23 protein-coding genes are annotated in these 20476 nt (G+C 48.2%); 7 read left to right on the top strand and 16 right to left on the bottom strand.

What is annotated here, in order from left to right:
• Positions 1-69 precede the first annotated feature (69 nt).
• The 3 genes from ACO0K1_RS10825 to ACO0K1_RS10815 all read left to right on the top strand — a co-directional run bounded on the left by ACO0K1_RS10825 (position 70) and on the right by ACO0K1_RS10815 (position 1286).
• Positions 70-441, top strand: a complete 372-nt coding sequence (locus ACO0K1_RS10825; protein WP_423025536.1) for a hypothetical protein — start codon at positions 70-72, stop codon at positions 439-441.
• Positions 442-785: 344 nt separating this feature from the next.
• A complete protein-coding gene (locus ACO0K1_RS10820; RefSeq protein WP_423025534.1) occupies positions 786-980 on the top strand; it encodes a hypothetical protein in 195 nt (64 codons plus the stop codon).
• Positions 981-1088: 108 nt separating this feature from the next.
• Positions 1089-1286: a hypothetical protein gene (locus ACO0K1_RS10815; protein WP_423025532.1), complete on the top strand. Its 198-nt coding sequence runs from the start codon at positions 1089-1091 to the stop codon at positions 1284-1286.
• A 57-nt stretch (positions 1287-1343) separates the two neighbouring features.
• Here the strand turns inward: ACO0K1_RS10815 and lnt are convergent, their stop codons facing one another.
• The 7 genes from lnt to ACO0K1_RS10780 all read right to left on the bottom strand — a co-directional run bounded on the left by lnt (position 1344) and on the right by ACO0K1_RS10780 (position 8318).
• Positions 1344-2960 (bottom strand): apolipoprotein N-acyltransferase, encoded by a 1617-nt coding sequence (lnt, locus tag ACO0K1_RS10810; RefSeq protein ID WP_423025530.1) that lies wholly within the window; start codon positions 2958-2960, stop codon positions 1344-1346.
• Positions 2947-3831: an HlyC/CorC family transporter gene (locus ACO0K1_RS10805; RefSeq protein WP_423025528.1), complete on the bottom strand. Its 885-nt coding sequence runs from the start codon at positions 3829-3831 to the stop codon at positions 2947-2949. Before ACO0K1_RS10805 ends, lnt begins: the two co-directional genes overlap by 14 nt.
• A gap of 154 nt (positions 3832-3985) precedes the next feature.
• Entirely contained in the window at positions 3986-4864 is an 879-nt protein-coding gene (locus ACO0K1_RS10800; protein WP_423025526.1) for an ion channel, read from the bottom strand.
• A gap of 15 nt (positions 4865-4879) precedes the next feature.
• Positions 4880-5344 (bottom strand): rRNA maturation RNase YbeY, encoded by a 465-nt coding sequence (ybeY, locus tag ACO0K1_RS10795; protein ID WP_423025524.1) that lies wholly within the window; start codon positions 5342-5344, stop codon positions 4880-4882.
• Positions 5328-6446 carry a PhoH family protein gene (locus ACO0K1_RS10790; RefSeq protein WP_423025522.1) on the bottom strand — a complete coding sequence of 373 codons (1119 nt, stop codon included), beginning with the start codon at positions 6444-6446 and terminating at the stop codon, positions 5328-5330. Before ACO0K1_RS10790 ends, ybeY begins: the two co-directional genes overlap by 17 nt.
• On the bottom strand, positions 6446-7786 hold the full coding sequence (miaB, locus tag ACO0K1_RS10785; protein WP_423025584.1) for a tRNA (N6-isopentenyl adenosine(37)-C2)-methylthiotransferase MiaB: 1341 nt from the start codon (positions 7784-7786) through the stop codon (positions 6446-6448). Before miaB ends, ACO0K1_RS10790 begins: the two co-directional genes overlap by 1 nt.
• A gap of 154 nt (positions 7787-7940) precedes the next feature.
• A complete protein-coding gene (locus tag ACO0K1_RS10780) occupies positions 7941-8318 on the bottom strand; it encodes a hypothetical protein (protein ID WP_423025520.1) in 378 nt (125 codons plus the stop codon).
• Between the two features lie 182 nt (positions 8319-8500).
• Here ACO0K1_RS10780 and ACO0K1_RS10775 point away from each other — a divergent pair, with 182 nt between their 5' ends.
• Positions 8501-9010, top strand: coding sequence for a flavin reductase family protein (locus ACO0K1_RS10775; RefSeq protein WP_423025583.1), 510 nt, complete (start codon positions 8501-8503; stop codon positions 9008-9010).
• Positions 9011-9016: 6 nt separating this feature from the next.
• Positions 9017-9271 (top strand): SemiSWEET transporter, encoded by a 255-nt coding sequence (locus tag ACO0K1_RS10770; protein ID WP_423025518.1) that lies wholly within the window; start codon positions 9017-9019, stop codon positions 9269-9271.
• A gap of 591 nt (positions 9272-9862) precedes the next feature.
• On the opposite strand, the gene ACO0K1_RS10765 is transcribed toward ACO0K1_RS10770, so the two are convergent.
• The 9 genes from ACO0K1_RS10765 to ACO0K1_RS10725 form a co-directional block, all read right to left on the bottom strand.
• Entirely contained in the window at positions 9863-10906 is a 1044-nt protein-coding gene (locus ACO0K1_RS10765; protein ID WP_423025516.1) for an L-threonylcarbamoyladenylate synthase, read from the bottom strand.
• Positions 10906-12126, bottom strand: coding sequence for a 5-(carboxyamino)imidazole ribonucleotide synthase (locus tag ACO0K1_RS10760; protein WP_423025514.1), 1221 nt, complete (start codon positions 12124-12126; stop codon positions 10906-10908). The genes ACO0K1_RS10765 and ACO0K1_RS10760 overlap by 1 nt, the downstream gene beginning before the upstream one ends.
• A gap of 202 nt (positions 12127-12328) precedes the next feature.
• Positions 12329-12826 (bottom strand): 5-(carboxyamino)imidazole ribonucleotide mutase, encoded by a 498-nt coding sequence (purE, locus tag ACO0K1_RS10755; RefSeq protein ID WP_423025512.1) that lies wholly within the window; start codon positions 12824-12826, stop codon positions 12329-12331.
• Positions 12823-13725, bottom strand: coding sequence for a phosphoribosylaminoimidazolesuccinocarboxamide synthase (locus ACO0K1_RS10750; RefSeq protein ID WP_423025510.1), 903 nt, complete (start codon positions 13723-13725; stop codon positions 12823-12825). Before ACO0K1_RS10750 ends, purE begins: the two co-directional genes overlap by 4 nt.
• A 169-nt stretch (positions 13726-13894) precedes the next feature.
• A complete protein-coding gene (gene fba, locus ACO0K1_RS10745; RefSeq protein WP_423025508.1) occupies positions 13895-14959 on the bottom strand; it encodes a class II fructose-bisphosphate aldolase in 1065 nt (354 codons plus the stop codon).
• Between the two features lie 182 nt (positions 14960-15141).
• A complete protein-coding gene (gene pyk, locus ACO0K1_RS10740) occupies positions 15142-16581 on the bottom strand; it encodes a pyruvate kinase (protein WP_423025506.1) in 1440 nt (479 codons plus the stop codon).
• Between the two features lie 133 nt (positions 16582-16714).
• Positions 16715-17908: a phosphoglycerate kinase gene (locus ACO0K1_RS10735; protein ID WP_423025582.1), complete on the bottom strand. Its 1194-nt coding sequence runs from the start codon at positions 17906-17908 to the stop codon at positions 16715-16717.
• 443 nt (positions 17909-18351) lie between these two features.
• Entirely contained in the window at positions 18352-18681 is a 330-nt protein-coding gene (locus ACO0K1_RS10730; protein ID WP_423025504.1) for an AzlD domain-containing protein, read from the bottom strand.
• Positions 18674-19399: an AzlC family ABC transporter permease gene (locus tag ACO0K1_RS10725; RefSeq protein ID WP_423025580.1), complete on the bottom strand. Its 726-nt coding sequence runs from the start codon at positions 19397-19399 to the stop codon at positions 18674-18676. The genes ACO0K1_RS10730 and ACO0K1_RS10725 overlap by 8 nt, the downstream gene beginning before the upstream one ends.
• 333 nt (positions 19400-19732) lie before the next feature.
• Here ACO0K1_RS10725 and ACO0K1_RS10720 point away from each other — a divergent pair, with 333 nt between their 5' ends.
• Both ACO0K1_RS10720 and ACO0K1_RS10715 read left to right on the top strand, forming a co-directional pair.
• Positions 19733-19942 carry a zinc-finger domain-containing protein gene (locus ACO0K1_RS10720; RefSeq protein WP_423025502.1) on the top strand — a complete coding sequence of 70 codons (210 nt, stop codon included), beginning with the start codon at positions 19733-19735 and terminating at the stop codon, positions 19940-19942.
• 34 nt (positions 19943-19976) lie between these two features.
• Positions 19977-20408: a YybH family protein gene (locus ACO0K1_RS10715; RefSeq protein WP_423025500.1), complete on the top strand. Its 432-nt coding sequence runs from the start codon at positions 19977-19979 to the stop codon at positions 20406-20408.
• Positions 20409-20476 lie beyond the last annotated feature (68 nt).

The following is a 20476-nucleotide window of genomic DNA, read 5'->3' as shown; positions in this document are numbered from 1 at the left end:
TGGACATTGATGTAGACCCTACCCGCTTTAGACAAAGCAATTTGTGCCTCACGGAAAACGGATCAGAAAGTGTCGTTGTCTGAGCGCAGCGAGTTTCGACACTTTCCCGTTTTACGTGACGCGCAAATTGTGCCGACACGCAGTGACGGCACCCGCAGGGCACAGTCTCAGCGTCGCCTTTCTTTTGCTTACTTTACTTTGGCGAAACAAAGAAAAGTAAGTGGCCGCCGGGCCACACCCGGCCTGGTCGCTCGAAGTACAACACTAAAAATCAAAAAGAAACGAAGGCTTAAGGCTCAACCTGCATCCTCAGCGCTAAAGGTGGAGATAGATGTCGATGTCGATGTTGATGTTGAAGTGGACGTTGATGTAGCCCTTACCCGCTTTAGACAAAGCAATTTGTGCCTCACGGAAAACGGATCAGAAAGTGTCGTTGTCTGAGCGCAGCGAGTTTCGACACTTTCCCGTTTTACGTGACGCACAAATTGTGCCGACACGCAGTGACGGCACCCGCAGGGCAAAGTCTCAGCGTCGCCTTTCTTTTGCTTACTTTACTTTGGCGTAGCAAAGAAAAGTAAGTGGCCGCCGGGCCACTCCCGGCTTGGTCGCCCGAAGTACAACACTATAAATCAACAAGAAACGAAGACTTGAGCGGCAGCCTCCACGCTAAGCACTAAAGGTGGACGCAGAAGTAGACGTTGATGTTAATGTCGATGTAGATGTAGACCCTACCCGCTTTAGACAAAGCAATTTGTGCTTCACGGAAAACGGACCAGAAAGTGTCGTTGTCTGAGCGCAGCGAGTTTCGACACTTTCCCGTTTTACGTGACGCACAAATTGTGCCGACACGCAGTGACGGCACCCGCAGGGCAAAGTCTCAGCGTCGCCTTTCTTTTGCTTACTTTACTTTGGCGAAGCAAAGAAAAGTAAGTGGCCGCCGGGCCACTCCCGGCTTGGTCGCCCGAAGTACAACACTATAAATCAACAAGAAACGAAGGCTTAAGCGGTAGCCCCACGCTAAGCACTAAAGGTGGACGCAGAAGTAGACGTCGATGTTGACGTTGATGTTGACGTTGAAGTAGACGTTGATGCAGACCTTACCCGCTTTAGACAAAGCAATTTGTGCCTCACGGAAAACGGATCAGAAAGTGTCGTTGTCTGAGCGCAGCGAGTTTCGACACTTTCCCGTTTTACGTGACGCGCAAATTGTGCCGACACGCAGTGACGGCACCCGCAGGGCAAAGTCTCAGCGTCGCCTTTCTTTTGCTTACTTTACTTTGGCGTAGCAAAGAAAAGTAAGTGGCCGCCGGGCCACACCCGGCCTGGTCGCCCGAAGTACAACACTACAAATCAACAACAAACGAAGACTTTGCAACAGCACGCCGGGACATCCAGCAAGTCACCAGCAAGATAGCGAATACCAACAACAAAATGCCCCGATTACCCCAAAAAATATAGGGCGTCATGCCACTATAACCTTGCACCGTTGATTGCAAAGTTGCCTGCGTCAATACAGGCAATTGCGCCTTGATCTGGCCATGGGCATCAACCACGACTGTCGCCCCTGTATTCGTTGCACTCAACCATGGTCGCCCCGTTTCCAGGACGCGCATCGTCGCAAACTGTAAATGCTGCGGCATCGCGATGGAGTCACCGTACCAGGCGAGATTCGATGCATTCAACATAATCGTAGCGACGGGCCGCTTCGACGAAATCTGATCGGCAAGCTGGCTGGCAATTTCTTCGCCAAACAAACTTTCGTAGCAAATATCCGGCATCACAAACTGATCGCGAACGGCCATCGGTGGCTGCAAAATACCTGCCGTCGATAAATCGCCCAAGGGAATATTCATCATACGAACAAACCAACGGAATCCAAATGGAATGAATTCACCAAAAGGTACTAAATGGTGTTTATCGTAACGATAGGCACGATCAGCATAAAGCGGCGCAAAACCAAGAAGACTATTGGTATACCTGTCTGCACCATCCTGCACCACGATACCCAACAGGAGCGCGCTCTGGGTTTGCTGAGCGTACGCATTTAAGCGCGGTAAAAAATCCGCTGGCAACTGTGATGTCAGTATGGGAAAAGCCGTCTCTGGTGTCACAATCAAATCAGCTGGTGCTGCGGTCAACATATCTCGGTAAAGCTGCACTGACTCTTTCAGATGTTCCGGATCAAATTTCAAGTCCTGAGCCACATTCCCCTGCAGTAATCTCACGCTGAGTGGCTGGCCGACTGGACGCGTCCATTGCACGGTTTGTAGCAGCGCACCTAGTCCAAAAATAAAACTGCCTGCCAGTATATAAGCAAAGACGTGGAACTTTTTTAATCTGGAAATACACAACCATGCCAGCATTCCAGAAAGCAGTGCCGATATAAAGCTGATGCCATAAACGCCAAAAACAGGCGCGAACCCAGCTAATATGGAATGTGTGTAGGCATACCCTGAGATCGACCACGGAAAGCCAGTCACGACCCAACCACGCAACCACTCATTCAACATCCACAAGGCAGGGAAAATGAGAGTAAGCAAACTACTGTCAGACAAGCTCAAGCGACGTTGCAACCACAAGCCTAACCAGATAGAAAGCGCGGCGTACGCCGCCAATGCGCCACTCAGTAAGGCAAGCGCAGCAACTGCCAATGTGGCAGGTAAGTCACCGTAGCGGGTCATGGCCACTAGCAACCAACTAGTACAACAAAAAATCCAGGAAAAACTATAGGCCCAGGCAAACCAGGCCGCGCGCTTTGGATTTGCTTTTATTTGGGGCTGTATCACCAGCGAAAATAAGAGCGCTATACCGATGATCTGCACTGGCCAGTATCCAAATGGTGCGAATGAAAAAACGTTCAACGCACCAAGAATAAGCATCAGGCTAATGATCGGCCAATGAGATAGCCGCAACCAGAAGCCTGCTATGAGGCCAATCGGAAGGTCACTACGTTTGTTCATCAATGCTGGCCCATGGCCTTTGCTCTACTTGCAAAATCTGCACCTGACGCGCATCGGCGCGCAGGACTTCAAAATGCAAAGGACCAATATCAAATTCGTCACCTTTATGGGGTACCTGCCCCAAATGGCCAGAGACGAAATCGCCAATCGATTCGGTTTCTGCACCGGGCAAATTAACGCCAAGGACGTCATTGAATTGCTCCAGATCAGTCAATCCCTTCACACGCCAACGCTTACCGTTACCTTTATTTTCGAGGGCGAAAATATTGTCTTCTTCTTCGTCAAAATCGTACTCATCATCAATGTCACCAACGATTTGTTCTAACACGTCTTCGATGGTGATCAAGCCAGCAATGCCACCGTATTCATCGACTACCATAGCGATGTGATTACGGTTCGCACGGAAATCGCGCAACAGCACATTCAAGCGCTTGGATTCCGGAATATAGATCACCGGACGCAACATCTCTCTGACTTCAAAAGCTTCTTCAGCGTAATAGCGCAACAAATCTTTCGCCAACAAAATTCCAACGACCCTGTCCTGATCGCCATCAATCGCCGGAAAACGTGAATGCGCCGTCGCTAAAACTTGCGGCATCCATTCTTCAATGGGCGTAGAAATATCGACGACGTCCATTTGCGAACGTGGGATCATGATGTCACGCGCAGCTAAATCGGACACCTGGAACACGCCCTCGATCATTGCTAAAGCATCAGCATCGATCAGGTTACGCTCTTGGGCATCCGTCAAAACTTCTAAAAGTTCTGCACGATTTTCAGGTTCAGGAGAAATGAAGGCGGTCAGTCGTTCAAACAAAGACCTGTGGGGTTTAAGGTCAGTCGATCTGACCTTACTAGAGTGCTCTTGCATAGGAGGCATGGCGCCGTTGTTTCAATCCTACAGAATACAACAAATCAGGGACTTTCCCAAATTTTCGGAAATTGCGGCTGTTGCGTCTGCGTCAACAGCATGAAATATGTCATACGGTCGTCATATTCGCGCACAGCGGGCATTAAAACTAGCCCTACAGCAACTCTTCCGAATCATGAAACTTATTGTAGTGCAGATGCGGTACCGATCCCTGTTGGCTCATGATATCCACATAACGGTGATTCCAGCGAATTTTTTCCGAAGGGTAATGTTTTATGCCACGCTGATTTTGATTGGTCGTGTCATCAACCCCTTCAACGGTTACGATCAACGAGGTGTTACCAGCCATTTGCTCGGGTGTCAGTCCGTAGAGAGGGCTGGTTTCATCAATCACATGAATCAATGTCCATCCCAAAATAAATAAGGGATGATGGTCGCGCTCCAGTTTCAAATCATAGATCTTGCGGAACTGCCCCATGGTCGACGTCGTTTCCTGACGCATCACATGCAATTTAGCTGACGCCTCGCTAATCAAATTCAAACGTTCATTGGCCATCCTTACCATTAACAAACGGCGACCATCCGCCACGTGACTCACAGGGTGATCAGCAAATACGATACTTGAACGTGGTCGCGAAAAACGGGCGAATACCATTCCCGTTGTCACCGCAACACTGCCCATACCAACAAAAATTTCTATACTTGCGATGGTATGCGCATAGGCCGTCAAGGGATGCATATCACCATAACCAACGGTCGCCAGCGTTTCAACGCTAAAGAAATAGGCGCCCAAAAAATTATTTGGTTGCATATTTGCAATTGACCCCGGAAACAACATGTACAACGCGGCAAATATAAAATTGAAAAATATAAACGTAACGCCGATGGCTGCAAAGAACTGCGGCCAGGTAAAAGTCATGGCGTAATAATAAATATCTTGCCAAAAATGACTGTGGAGTCCGAGCGCAACAACCTCGCGATCGCCCATTGCAATCCGGCGCGCATGTTTGCGGTGTTTGGAGAATAGTTTCATCGCAGAATCAATCTCTTATTGATAAGGGTTTTCCAGACCTAATCCAGCTAAAATTTCTATTTCCAGTGCTTCCATTTCATCCGCTTCATCATCGGTCTCGTGATCATAACCTTGCGCATGCAAAACACCATGAACAATTAAATGCTGTGCATGTTCGACCACTGATTTTTTTTGTTCATCCGCTTCTCGTTGCACTACATCGGTACACAAAATAATGTCGGCCTGCGTCACCTCAGCATCTTCGTCGTCGGTATAAGCAAACGTCAGCACATTCGTTGCGTAATCTTTACCGCGATAATCACGATTTAATTCCTGTCCCTCGGCAGCGTCGACAAAACGTAGCGTCAATTCCGCAGGGAAATATAATGCCGCTCGCACGGTTTTCCGTATCAAAGGCCGTGGTAACAGTTCTTGCAAACGCGGATCAGCGTATTGCACGGATAAAGACAATTGCTGCTTGGGATTACTTTTTGCGACCATGATGAGATGAGCTAAGTGAAGTGGCATTTTTTAACAGACCAATCGCCGCGCTATTGGCGTGCGCATTGGCATTGGCGGATTCATAAGCATCTACGATCCGGCCGACCAATGGATGACGGACGACGTCGACGCTGGTGAATTGGGTGAATGCAATGCCCCTGACATCATGCAAGACCTGGCACGCATCAATCAGGCCACTTTTTTGTCCGCGCTGCAAATCAACCTGCGTTACGTCACCTGTAATCACCGCTTTGCTACCAAAACCAATCCGTGTCAGGAACATTTTCATTTGCTCTGGCGTGGTATTTTGCGCTTCATCCAAAATCACAAATGCATGATTCAAAGTGCGACCGCGCATATAGGCCAGCGGCGCGATTTCGATAACCTGTTTTTCAAACATTTTCTGCGTACGATCAAAGCCCAGCAAATCATACAATGCGTCGTACAGCGGGCGTAGATACGGGTCGACTTTTTGTGCCAGATCACCGGGCAAAAATCCTAATCGCTCGCCTGCCTCGACAGCTGGACGAGTCAGGATAATGCGCTTCACAGCATCTCGCTCCAGTGCATCGACAGCACAGGCGACCGCCAGGTAGGTTTTGCCCGTACCAGCAGGACCGATACCAAACGTAATATCGTGCTCAACAATCGCATTGAGATAATGGTTTTGATGCGGTGTACGACCACGTAAATCGCTACGACGTGTCTTGAGTACGGGGCTTTCCAGTGATGATATTTCAGGCGCTATTTCATCGGCCGTTATGGCCTCAGAAGCATTCTCCCTGGCATGCGGAATTCGTGCTGTGTCGAGCGTAGGATTTTTGAAACTATGTTTGGCTTTTTGTTCTACCAAGGCCAATTGCACTTCATCGATCGATACTGTTTTTTTGGCGAGTGGATAAAAATGCGCCAACAATTCTAAAGCTTGCTCTGCGTTATGTCCGCTGATGATAAATTTTTCACCGCGCCGAAATATCGTCACGTCGAGTGCAGCAGAAATTTGACGTAAATTCTCATCCAACGGTCCACACAAATTGGCCAGGCGCGTGTTGTCTGGCGGCTCAGGAATAAAGTAGGAAACGGGCACAGGAGTTTTAGCCATTATGCAATCACATTTTCGTCAACTAATTCGCCGCGCAATGAGTAGTTATAGGACTCTGTAATCACCGTATTCACCAACGTACCGATCAACTCTTTACCACCCGGGAAATTAACCACACGGTTATTTTCCGTACGACCTTGCAGTTCATCAGGGTTCTTCACCGATGGGCCGTCGACCAGAATGCGCTGGACGGTACCTATCATCGCGTTACTGTATTTCTTGGTATTCGCATCGATTACCGCTTGCAAGGTTTGCAAGCGTCGCAGCTTTAATTCGGCTGACGTATCGTCTTCCAGATTGGCGGCAGGCGTACCCGGACGCGGACTAAAAATAAAACTAAAGCTATTATCAAATCCAACGTCATCGATCAACTTCATCAACGCGTCAAAATCCTCGTCAGTCTCGCCTGGAAAACCGACAATAAAGTCAGAAGACACCGAGATATTTGGTCGCACTTTTTTCAAACGGCGCAACACTGATTTGTACTCAATGGCGGTATAACCACGCTTCATCGCTGACAAGATCCGGTCGGAGCCATGTTGGGCTGGTAAATACAAATGATTCACTAATTTTGGCACCTTGGCGTAGCAATCGATGAGCCGTTGGGTGAATTCTTTTGGATGACTCGTCACAAAACGAATGCGTTCGATTTGTGGAAATTCTGCGACGTATTCAATCAGCAACGCGAAGTCAGCAATTTCGCCATCTTCCATCAGACCGCGATAGGCATTGACGTTTTGTCCTAGCAAAGAAATCTCTTTAACACCCTGCGCGGCGAGTCCGGCAACTTCTGCCAGGACATCTTCAAAACGACGCGACACTTCTTCACCACGGGTATACGGTACGACGCAATAACTGCAATATTTGCTACAACCTTCCATGATAGAAACGTAAGCCGTTGCGCCATCAACTTTCGCAGGCGGCATGTGATCGAATTTTTCTATTTCCGGAAAGCTGATATCGACTTGCGAGCGACCAGAAACCCGGCGTGCATCAAGCAATTGCGGCAAACGATGCAGAGTTTGCGGTCCAAACACCACATCCACATACGGCGCACGTTTGATGATGGCATCACCTTCTTGCGAGGCAACGCAACCACCAACGCCAATCAACATATCAGGACGCTTACGCTTCAATTCACGCAAACGGCCAAGATCAGAAAATACTTTTTCAGAGGCTTTTTCGCGCACGCTGCAGGTATTGAGCAGAACAATATCTGCGTCTTCCGGCGTATCGGTTTTAATCAATCCTTCGGACGCGTTCAGAACGTCCGCCATTTTGTCTGAGTCGTACTCATTCATCTGGCAGCCAAAGGTTTTAATAAAGACTTTTTTTTGCATCATTTTTTCTAAAGTGACAGCACTGGGTGCCTTAACAACATTAATTACATTAATTACACTAATTACATTAATTACATTAATTACATTAATTACATTACCAACGTTAATAACCTTAAGAAGCCACAACTAACGACGATGGTGTTCAACTCGGATTTTAATTTGCCAGCGGTGGCATTACTTGCGAGGTCGAGTTTGGTGGCCCTTTTGCTTTTTCTGACTGCGTGAGTATCCAAACCTTATCAATGTCTTTAAACTGATTTTCTGTGTAATTCACCACAAAACTACTTCCCAATAAAGTTGCAGGTGTCACAATCAAATTCGTCACTGAATAAATGCGTGACGACGGCGATAAGCGTCGCTCATAGCCATTCATTTTAATGGTCGGATAAGTTGACATATCCAACACGCCTTGCTTGGTATTGGGTGGAAATTGCCGATCAGCAGTAACCTGGGCAAAAACTGCTCCTGCCCCCATGACCATGCACAGCGCCAGCAACAGGCCTAATCGACCAACAATTTTCGCTATGGACATTTTTTCCCTCTGCAATTCGCAGTATAAAAAAACCAAAGAAATCAATCACTTAAAGTCTGCAAACAGAAACCATCAAGGGCGCAAGTTTAACACAGACCGCTAGTGCGTTCATCAAACTCCGTGCTTACCCGACGAAACCTGGGAAATCTGGGATAATGATGAAAAAATTGGATGGAACATTGATGCATACCCGCTCTCCACGCGCCGAAAAGCGCGATTTTGACACCCGCCACTTCCGCAACGCCCTGTCGCAATTTGCGACCGGCGTAACGGTCATTACCACACGGCTGGCTGATGGCCAGTTTCTTGGTTTAACAGCAAGTTCGTTTAATTCGGTTTCATTGGAACCGCCGCTTGTGCTCTGGAGTCTGGGCAATGCCGCCAGCAGCATGCCAGTTTTTACAGGCAATTCGCATTATGTTGTCAATGTACTTTCCGCCGAGCAAGCCTGGTTGGCAGAGCAGTTTGCCAGTCGCAAGAAAGATCGTTTTGAAGGCGTAGAATATACACTTTCGCGCACCGGCCACCCCATCATTAAGGGTGCTTCTGCTTGGTTTGAATGCCATAACCGCAGCCGCTATCCCGAAGGCGATCATGTAATTTTTGTTGGTGAAGTCGAGCATTGTGAATTTACAGCGCAGCCACCTCTGGTCTATCATGGCGGGCAATTCCTTGCCACTACGACAAAATAATTTTTCATGCTCACTTCTGATTTGGTCGGCTATTGTGCCGCCAGCCTTACTACTGCTGCCTTCGTCCCTCAAGCCCTGATGACCTGGCGCGTAAAACGCGCCGAGGGTGTTTCGCTGAGTATGTACATCATTTTTATCGCTGGTATTCTGATGTGGATGACCTACGGCATCTTACTAGAAGCATGGCCGGTGATTATTGCCAATATAGTTACATTACTATTGGCCTCATTCATTCTGGCGATGAAGCTGATTTATAAGTAACTCGAAGTTTGGGATAAAGCCCTGAAGATCGACTGGCGGCGCCCGCCAGATTCAATTGCCGCGAGGTTGTTACCTGCCGTACATATTGGACAGTTAATTATATTTTCTGTTATCCAGGGTCATCCTGATGGCAGCCTAATTGCTTCGTTTTTGCATTATTTTTGCATCGCTTATGCGTCGTTTTAAATATACAAAACGATTGTTCTTCATGGAGCCAAGCCGAAGGGGTCAGGCAGCCACTTACTTTTCTTTGCTTCTCCTAAGCAAAGAAAAGTAAGCAAAAATAAGCAAAATAAAGATAAGGCTGAGACTTTGCCCTTCGGGTGACGTCACTTTGTGTCGGCACAATGTGAGCATGCAGTAAAACGGGAAAGGATCTCAAGTCGATAGGCTCAACTCGATACGTTCAGACAGAGACAATTTCTAATCCGTTTTCCGTAAAGCACCAATTGCTCAGAGTTGCTTTGTCTAAAGCGGTGAAAGTCAAAATCGATATTGACGTGGATACTCATACTCGATCGTAGAGCGGATGCAGCCGGCCAAATTCGGCGAAACGCGGAGGGCGCCCGTCTTACCTGTGTTCAAGGGTCTTTATGAGTTCAACATTTTTTGCAACACATCACGCGAATCGAACGCGGCGCGGCGGAGGCGGTCGTTCACGCCTTGCCAGTCTTTTTCTTGCGGCAAAGCTTCCACCAGAATCACATCGGCATGTGCATGGTCCAGATCACGCAAACCCGCATATAAATCGTGTGCATAACCAATCGGGTCATTGGGCAAGTGTCGCCATGCATCGGCCTGAATCGCCGGATGTGCGAGATAGCTCATTAATGCCAGCTTCTTGCCATTTTTTTGCAATTGATGGACGACATCGTCCAACTCACTGACGGCCACCTGCACCACCGGTGTGTGCGGGGCGTAGTGGGCGTCGAGCGTACCAGAAGCACGTGGCGCAGCCGCATCAGCGCTTGCTGGCATGACACCCAAGACTGTCGCCAATTGATCTGCACTGATGTGTCCGGGTCTCAACAAGACTGGACCATGCGTGTGCAAACGGCTTAAATCGAGAATGGTGGATTCAATCCCTACTTCACTCTGCCCGCCATCGAGTACCTGTGCAATCAGACCACCAGGTTGTATTTCTTGTCCAAACTCTTCAATCACATGGGCAGCCATGGTAGGGCTCACGTGTCCGAATTTATTCGCTGAAGGCGCAGCAACGCCCCCTTTGCCGCCTTTAAAGGCACTGAGTAAGGCCATTGCAACCGGATGCGACGGGCAACGAATACCAACGGTATCCTGGCCACCAGAGACGGCATCAGGAATGTGATCAGCGCGCTTTAAAATCAAGGTGAGAGGTCCAGGCCAGAATGCAGAAATTAATTTTTCTGCCTCAAATGGAATCTCTTTTGCCCAATATGCAATATCAGCACCTGGCGCAATATGCACGATCACAGGATGATTTGAAGGACGCCCTTTCGCAGCATAGATGTTGGCTACTGCCAGCGGATTTTCAGCATCGGCGCCGAGACCATAGACGGTCTCGGTTGGAAAAGCGACCAGCTTGCCTTCTTCCAGATTCTGCGCCGCTTGCGAGATGGACAAAGCGTTGTCCAGTGAATTCAACACCAACATTACACGTTCTCCGGCGCTGCGATGCCGAGGATAGTGCAAGCCTTAGCTAAAGCGGACTGCGCTTCTTGCATGCTGCTTGCAACAAAAGTGATGTGTCCCATTTTACGTGCACGCCGTGCCTCGGCTTTACCATATAAATGCAAATGTGCACCCGGAATTGCCATGATTTGATCCCAGGCTGGTTCACGCACCTGGTCTGAAGTTTCATTTTCAAACCAGACATCACCCAAAATATTGAGCATTGCGGCAGGTGAATGTTGACGCACATCGCCTAAAGGTAATTGTGCTAATGCCCTTACCTGCTGCTCAAATTGGCTGGTGATACACGCATCAATGGTGTAATGGCCGCTGTTATGTGGACGCGGTGCCATTTCATTAACTGCCAAGGTACCATCTTCAAGGATAAAAAATTCTATGCACAAAACGCCGACATACCCCAGTTCGGCAATGATATCCAACGCGGCAGCTTGGGCTTTTTCCGTAATTTCTGGAGAAATATTAGGACTAGGCACCAGAGTCGTAAATAAAATACCGTCACGATGCACGTTTTCTGCAATCGGATACACCACCGCTTCGCCGTCAACACCACGCGCGACGAGCACAGACACTTCATACGCCAACGGCAACATTTTTTCTAAGATGCAATGCTGACCATTCATGCCAGCAAATGCCAGTTCCAACTCCGCACGATTGCGCACGCGAACCTGACCTTTGCCGTCATAGCCCATACGTACTGTCTTCAAGATACCAGGCAATAAATCTTCAGGGGCGCTCACCACATCATCATGAATCGCAATACCCCAGTGTGGTGCTGGATAGACACCATTTTTCAGGGCACAGCGAGTGAAAAAATGCTTCTCCGCCAAACGATCCTGGGCAATCGACACACAAGCACCAGACGGCGCAACAAAACCATCGCAGGTAAAATAATTCAAACTATCAGCGGGAACATTTTCAAACTCGGTAGTCACACGCGTAGCCAGGGTGTGCAGGACACTTAAGCCGGCAACATCGTCATATTGCGCCTGCACATGATGTTCTGCAACCTGAGCAGCTGGACAGCCTGCCTCTGGCTCTAATACGGCAACTTTATAGCCAATTGCCTGAGCCGCATGTGCAAACATGCGACCTAACTGACCACCGCCTAAAATGCCAAGGCAGCTATGCGCCGTGTTCGGCAATAAGGGACGGCGTGGGTATACTTGCTTGTCGATAGTCATGGTGTCAAATTCAGTGTGAGGCAAAAAAGCCTGCGATTACATGAAGGAGTCGGATACTCCCCCCTCATTTTAGAAAAATATGGCAAAGACGATTGTAAAATCAATGACGTTTTAGAATACTCATCGGGAGTATCTTATTTTTCAATTACATGAGCGGAGAAAACTGATGTCTTCTCCGCTTCAACTTCAATTACGCAAGCAATCAAACTGGCAACACCATATCGCGTGCCACTTGCGTTTGTTTCAGGCGGAAATCGAGTAGTTTTTGTGCCAATGCGTCGTCCGTTGTTGCCAGCATCGCAATCGCTGCCAACGCCGCATTCGCGGCACCTGCCTCACCAATCGCGAATGTTGCCACCGGAATCCCTTTTGGCATCTGTACAATCGATAACAGTGAATCTTCACCACGCAGATATTTCGATGGCACAGGTACCCCAAATACGGGCACGATTGTTTTCGCAGCGATCATACCTGGCAGATGGGCAGCGCCACCAGCGCCAGCGATAATCGCTCGGATGCCGCGTTCACGGGCGGTTTCTGCAAACGCAAACATTTCATCCGGCATGCGATGTGCTGATACCACCTTCGCTTCAAAACCGATACCGAACTCTTTCAACATCGACACCGCATGCTGCATCACGTCCCAATCAGATGACGAGCCCATGACCACGCCAACGACAATTTTTTGCTCTTGCGTCATGATGAAGCCTTCAGTTTTTCGCCAGTCAGACGCTCCAGCGCTTCTTGATATTTAGCAGACGTTTTCTGGATCACGTCTTCTGGCAAAGTCGGCGCAGGTGCTGTTTTATTCCAGCTGGTAATGGTTTCCAAGTAGTCGCGCACAAATTGCTTATCGAACGATGGTGGAGATATACCTGTCGCATAGGAGTCAGCAGGCCAGAAACGGGAAGAATCAGCGGTCAACACTTCGTCCATCAAATGCAGTACGCCATTATCATCCAGACCGAACTCAAACTTGGTGTCAGCGATAATGATGCCGCGTGTGGCTGCGTATTCTGACGCTTCAGTGTAGAGCTGAATGCTGATATCGCGCATCTTCGCTGCGAGTTCGGCACCAATACGTTGCTCCATGTCGGCGAAACTGATGTTTTCGTCGTGTTCGCCCATTTCGGCTTTTGCTGCAGGGGTAAAAATAGGTTCCGCTAACTTAGCGGCCTGTGGCAAACCGGCAGGCAAAGTAATGCCACAAATAGCACCAGTCGCTTGATAATCTTTCCAGCCAGACCCGATGATATAACCACGTACAACCGCTTCAACCATAATAGGTTTAAGGCGCTTCGCAACCACTGCACGACCACGTACTTGCTCCGCTTCATTGGCAGCAACCACACTCTCAGGGGCAATACCAGTGAGATGGTTCGGCACAATGTGACCTAATTTTTCGAACCAGAAATTAGCCATTTGATTCAGAACACGGCCTTTTTCAGGAATTGGTTCGGACATGATGACGTCGAACGCGGATAGGCGATCGCTGGTCACGATAAGCAATTTGTCATCGCCAACCGCATAGTTGTCGCGTACTTTGCCACGGCCTAACAAAGGCAAAGAATGAAGTGTGGAGTTAATTTGGGTAGTCATGATTTTTCAATACTCTTTAGTACTGCACATTAATACTGCTCAGTTGGTGCTGCTTCGGTTGTACAACTTATTGATGGCTGCTTCATTGATGCTGCAATTTTGATATGGAATGTTGATCCTGCAAAAATGCTCAGGGCGCATTCTCTGCGCCCTGATGTGTCACAACAGCTTAGTTGACGATCTGCGACAAGGCGCCTTTTTTGTATTGCTCGGCGACTTTTTCCAGTGGCAGTGGTTTGATTTTTGCCGCCTGACCTTCGCAACCGAAGGACAGATAACGCGCCTTGCAGACCAGTTTCGCTGCTTCACGCGCTGGCTTTAAGTAATCACGTGGATCAAATTTGCCTGGATTTTCAAACATGTAACGACGAATCGCTGCCGTCATTGCCAGACGAATGTCGGTATCGATATTGATTTTACGCACACCGTTCTGAATACCGATGACGATTTCTTCTACTGGCACGCCGTAGGTTTCTTTCATATCGCCACCGAATTGACGAATTTCTTCGAGCAATTCTTGTGGTACGGAAGAGGAACCATGCATCACCAAATGCGTGTTCGGAATACGTGTATGAATTTCTTTAATACGGTCAATCGCCAGAATATCGCCGGTAGGCTTACGGGAGAACTTGTAAGCACCGTGGGATGTACCGATGGCAATCGCTAACGCATCACATTGCGTTTGTTTCACGAAGTCAGCGGCTTGCTGCACGTCGGTCAACAACTGTTCGCGCGTCATTTTACCATCTGCACCATGGCCATCTTCTTTGTCGCCCATCATGGTTTCCAAAGAACCCAGCACGCCAAGTTCGGCTTCGACAGTCACACCAATAGAGTGCGAGAATTTAACCACTTCGCGCGACACTTCAACGTTGTATTCGTAGCTGGCAACACTTTTACCATCTTCCATCAAAGAGCCGTCCATCATCACCGACGTGAAGCCAGATTTAATCGCAGCCATACAAACCGCAGGCGATTGGCCATGATCCTGATGCATAACCACAGGAATATGTGGATACGCTTCAACGGCGGCTTCGATCAAATGACGCAAGAATGCTTCGCCAGCATACTTACGGGCACCAGCAGAGGCTTGCATAATCACAGGCGCGCCAACTTCATTGGCAGCTTCCATGATCGCAGTCACTTGTTCCAGATTATTGACATTAAACGCTGGCAAACCATAGCCGTTTTCAGCAGCATGGTCCAGCAATTGACGCATCGATACGAGAGGCATATTAAACTCCAGAAGTACTATTAAAAATCTTTACATTCGATCTGATCAGATATTGAAGCACTGCTTCAGATTCAACAAATCTCATTTCGATCAGGAGATAAAAATCGCACCTCGGCGACGCACATTAATCTGCACTGATACGAAATAAAGACTGAAATTCAGGACTAAATTCAGGGCTAAATTCAGGACTGAAATTCACCAACTTTAACGATCTTCATCGCATTGGTACCACCAACTTGCCCCATAGGTTCACCCCATGTAACGACGATCATGTCACCGTTGGTCACGACACCGTTTTCAACCAGGACTGTTTCTGCAGATTTCAGTACGGCATCGCGATCTGCAGCATACGGCAAAGTGAAGGTGCGGACATTACGATACAGCGCTGCTTTACGTTGCGTGGCCACGCTAGGCGTCAAGGCAAACAAAGGCACATCAATACTATGGCGGCTCATCCACAAGGCCGTTGAGCCAGATTCTGTCAGCGCGACAATCGCTTTCACACCTAAATGATGCGCAGTAAACAAGGCGCCATACGCAATTGACTGATCGATACGTGTAAAGGTCAGATTTAAGAAGTCCGCATCCAGCTTATATTCCTGGAATTTCTCTGCTTCCAGACAAATGGCGGACATCGCTTCAACAGTCTCAATCGGGTATTTACCTGATGCTGTTTCCGCTGATGCCATTACCGCATCGGTACCGTCGAGCACCGCGTTCGCAACGTCAGAAACCTCTGCCCGGGTTGGAACCGCATTGACAATCATCGACTCCATCATTTGGGTGGCGGTAATCGCCAACTTGTTGGAAGCACGCGCCATCTTGATCATACGTTTTTGCAGTGCCGGAACCGCCGCATTGCCAACTTCGACCGCCAAATCACCACGGGCCACCATAATGCCGTCCGACGCATCAAGAATTTCTTGCAACAGCGGAATCGCTTCTGCACGTTCGATCTTGGCAATCATCATTGGCTTATGGTTGTATGCTTCACCAGCAATGTTGGCCAACTGACGCGCCATTTCCATGTCGGTCGCATTTTTTGGAAATGATACGGCGACGTAATCTGCCTGGAAGGACATCGCTGTTTTGATGTCTTCCATATCCTTGGCCGTCAAAGCAGGTGCAGTCAAACCACCACCTTGACGATTAATACCTTTATTGTTCGACAATTCACCACCGATTTTGACAACAGTATGAATCTCATTGCCAACAATCCGTTCAACAATCAATACAATCAAGCCGTCATTCAGTAACAATACGTCACCGACCTTGACATCGCGTGGCAAGGCTTTGTAATCGAGGCCAACACGTTCCTGATTGCCCATCGTGCAATCCGCATCGAGAATAAATTTATCGCCATTTTCAATCTGAATGCGCGTATTTTCAAACTTACCAATCCGGATTTTTGGGCCTTGCAGATCCGCCATAATTGCCACTTCACGGCCACACGCAGATGCTGCCTGACGTACCATGTTGGCGCGATCAATATGGTCTTGCGCTTTTCCATGTGAAAAATTCAGACGTACCACGTTAACGCCCGCAGTAATCATCCGTTTGAGTGTTTCAACATCATTGGAAGCGGGGCCTATAGTGGCGACAATCTTTGTGGCACGTAACATCTGATCTCCTGAATTATTTTTAATGGGTTGATGCACTGACGAATGAGTATTTACAAACTTTATGAGCAAACTTTATTAGCGAACTGAGTTTTCGAATGGTCAAAAACTCAGTTGATCAACACTGTTTTACAACTTATTTTGCTGCACGTTGCAATAAAATTTCAACCGCTGGCAAAGTTTTGCCTTCGAGGAATTCCAGGAAAGCACCGCCACCTGTGGAAATGTAGCCAACGCGATCGGCAATGTGATATTTTGCAATTGCTGCCAATGTATCGCCACCACCGGCAATCGAGAAACCAGCCGAATCCGCAATTGCTTGCGCCAACACTTTCGTACCATTGCCAAATTGATCGAATTCAAAGACGCCAACGGGACCATTCCAGACGATCGTACCGGCGGTTTTAATTTGTTCAGCCAATAATGCGGAAGTCACTGGGCCAATATCCAAGATCATGTCGTCATCTGCAACATCGGCGACCGCTTTTACCGTTGCTACCGCAGTCGGAGAAAATTCTTTAGCGCAGACAACATCCGTTGGAATTGGCACTGACGCGCCGCGCTTTGCCATGATGTCGATAATCGCTTTGGCTTCATCCACCAGATCTGCTTCTGCCAGGGATTTACCAATTTTTAAGCCTGCTGCGAGCATAAAGGTATTCGCAATGCCACCACCAACGATCAGATTGTCGACTTTGTCTGCCAGAGATTTCAAAATGGTCAGTTTGCTTGATACTTTGGAGCCAGCAACGATCGCAACTAAAGGACGTGCTGGTTGCCCCAGGGCTTTGCCGAGTGCATCCAACTCAGCGGACAGCAAAGGACCCGCAGCCACGACAGGGGCAAATTTAGCGATACCATGAGTGGTAGCTTCAGCGCGATGTGCCGTGCCAAAAGCGTCGTTCACATACACATCACAAAGCGCTGCCATCTTTTGCGCCAATGCGTCATCATTCTTTTTCTCGCCTTTGTTGACACGGCAATTTTCCAGCAATACCACTTGGCCCGGCGCGATCTCAACACCGTCAACCCAATTTTGTTTCAGAGTGACTGGCACGCCCAATAATTCGGACAACCTTACAGCCACTGGTGCCAGACTATCTTCAGACTTAAACTCACCTTCGGTTGGACGACCCAAATGCGACGTCACCATGACCGCTGCGCCCGCTTGCAATGCTTGCTCAATCGCCGGTACGGAAGCGCGAATGCGCGTATCTTCAGTAATATTGCCTTGATCGTCCTGCGGGACATTAAGATCGGCACGAATAAAAACACGTTTGCCTTGAAGCTGATTGCCTGCGATCAGGTCGCTGAGTCGGTTAAATTGCATCGTGATGTAGTGTGAGAGTTTGTTGGATTGAAGGAATAACAGCCATCCTACCCCGAGCTTCAATAATATTATTCAAAAGCAATATTATTTTCGACTTGATTCAGCCTGACTCTTGATGAGGATAAACGCGCTAAAACCGCTATTTTACCAAAGCCCTCAGCTGATACCACAGAGTTTTATCGGGGATTTGATACTGAAACGCAGGAAATCCCTGCATGCCAGTTAAAAAGTATCGATATAGCAACAATTTGATATGGGACCGTTGCCCGTTACTGGCAAGTATCCTGCGAACGGACGATCTTTCAGACGTCTTGCCTGGCGAAAATTATCGTTCAACCAGTGCTCAGCCGATCCCCTTGCACGGCCGTTGAAACCCGCGCCGTACCTTACGCAGCTTAGACTGACGGGTTGCATCCACCCTACAAAAACTCAAACATCACCGACTAAAGCAAACGCAATGCCGTAAACACCACCATCCCAAAAATAATGGTTTGCAACATATTCTTGCGCAATTGAAAAAACACGGTGGCCGCAATCCCAGCCATTAATTTAGGATTATGCCAACTAAAATCCCAATGATTTGCCAGATTTGGGTTCATCAGAAAATCAGGGACAATGATTGCCGCTAACGCACACGCTGGTGCGTAGCGTAGGGCTTCTTGCACTCGCTGCGGCAAATTGATGCGATTACCAGCCAGCCAAAAACCGCTACGAGCAATGAAAGTTGCCAACCATATAGACAAAATAACAATCCAAATTTCTATATCAGTCATGATCTTGAACTTTCATGCGTCGCCGTTTAAATATCGCCTCTTCAAGCAACATTGCAGTAAGAATGCCCACCATCACTGCCAACAGCAAGCCGAGTTTATAAGGCAATTGAAAACACAACAGCGCCACCATACCTGACACCACAACGCCGATGAAAGCTGCGCTATTGATAATCAAAGGCAACATCACGCATAAAATGGCCAATGTACCAGCAACGCCAAGTCCCCAACTGGTCGGCACCTGACTTCCGAGAAAAATGCCGATAACGGAACCAACTTGCCATGCGGTCCAATTGGGATAAATTAAGCCTTTCAAAAAAGCTAATTTTCCTTTCATGTCTTGCAGATCAGGGTAACGCTGAATGAACAGCCCCACCGCCACATCCCCCGTCATAAAGCCAAACCAGGCACGTTTGTACCAGGGCAAATGTGAGAAATGCGGCGCCAGAATTGCAGAAAAAATAACGAAACGCAAATTCACCGCCAACGCACTGGCAAAAATAACCCATACCGGGGCATGCGCAGCAATCAAGGGTAAAGAAGCTAATTGCGCCGAACCGCCGAAAACAATAAAAGTCATTCCTAAGGCTTGCGGCAGACTTAACCCGGCTTTGATCATTGCCACGCCCACCACCATTCCCCAGGCGCCAATACCAAACCACGTCGGAGCGCCAAGGCGTATCGCCTCTCTGGTCGCTGCTTGATCAGATTCAAAAGACATGAAATTTTTCAGGACCGTCGCCAAACCATCAAAACCACCGCTAACACTGGTCAGTACCAAGACCAACGCCAGATTCAGGCGCAAAAAGTATGCAAGGGTGAAGCGCTTACGCGGTCTTCATTTTTGTAAGATAGCCTTCTATTTTAGCCCTGATTAGAAAAGCTCGCCAATCACTGACAGTAAATTGCTGGAATCCGTTAAAATCACAGTTTATATTTTTCAATTGATGCGAATAAGCATCCTGAGTGGCGCGACAGTGCACGGTCAACAACGATCAACAGTCTCAGGTTCCTCTCTTGCATCTACCCAGCATTTACATTTTTCGGAGTCAGTATGTCCACTAATCAAAGCACACCATCCGCTAATAACGTTGTCGAAATACAAGGGAAAGATTTACCGGCATACTGCCCTAACCCTGCAATGCCGCTCTGGTCATCGCATCCACGCGTTTTTCTGGACTTGTCACATGGCGGATCTGAAACCTGCGCTTACTGTGGCACACATTACAAACTAGCGCCGGGAACAGTGATCAAGGGTCACTAATATAACGTTCGTTGATTAACCAGGTCACACTAACATGCCCGCAAAAAAGCAATTTAATGGGAGTGCCGACGACGTTGAATCGGCATTTTACGATGCCATCAGTCGTGCTGATCTTGAGGCCCTCATGAAATTGTGGGCGGATGATGAAGAGATTGTCTGTATCCACCCCGGCTCGACGCGTCAAATCGGTCACGCTGCGATTCGCGCTTCGTGGGAAGCCATCTTCGAGCGTGGTAGCGTCCATATTCAGGCGAGCCAGCTACATGCGACGCATAATTTGCTGACCGCCGTGCACAGCGTCATAGAACAAGTTCACAGACCCAATGAAAATATGCCAGATGTGCATATTCTGGCCACTAATGTTTACCTGAAAACACCGCAAGGCTGGCGCATCACCATGCATCATGCCTCGGTGGCAGCGGGAAAAGCGCCATTGGATTTATTCAAAGCCAGCGTTTTGCATTAAAAACTGCGTCGATTTCAATTGAGGTTGACGCAGCGAAGAAAGCATTTATCACACTTATTCACGAAGCA

This window comes from Undibacterium sp. SXout20W, from assembly GCF_049340285.1.
Lineage (GTDB): Bacteria > Pseudomonadota > Gammaproteobacteria > Burkholderiales > Burkholderiaceae_D > Undibacterium.
Note: the sequence above shows the minus strand (reverse complement) of the source record. Positions and strands in the feature narration are given on the sequence as shown.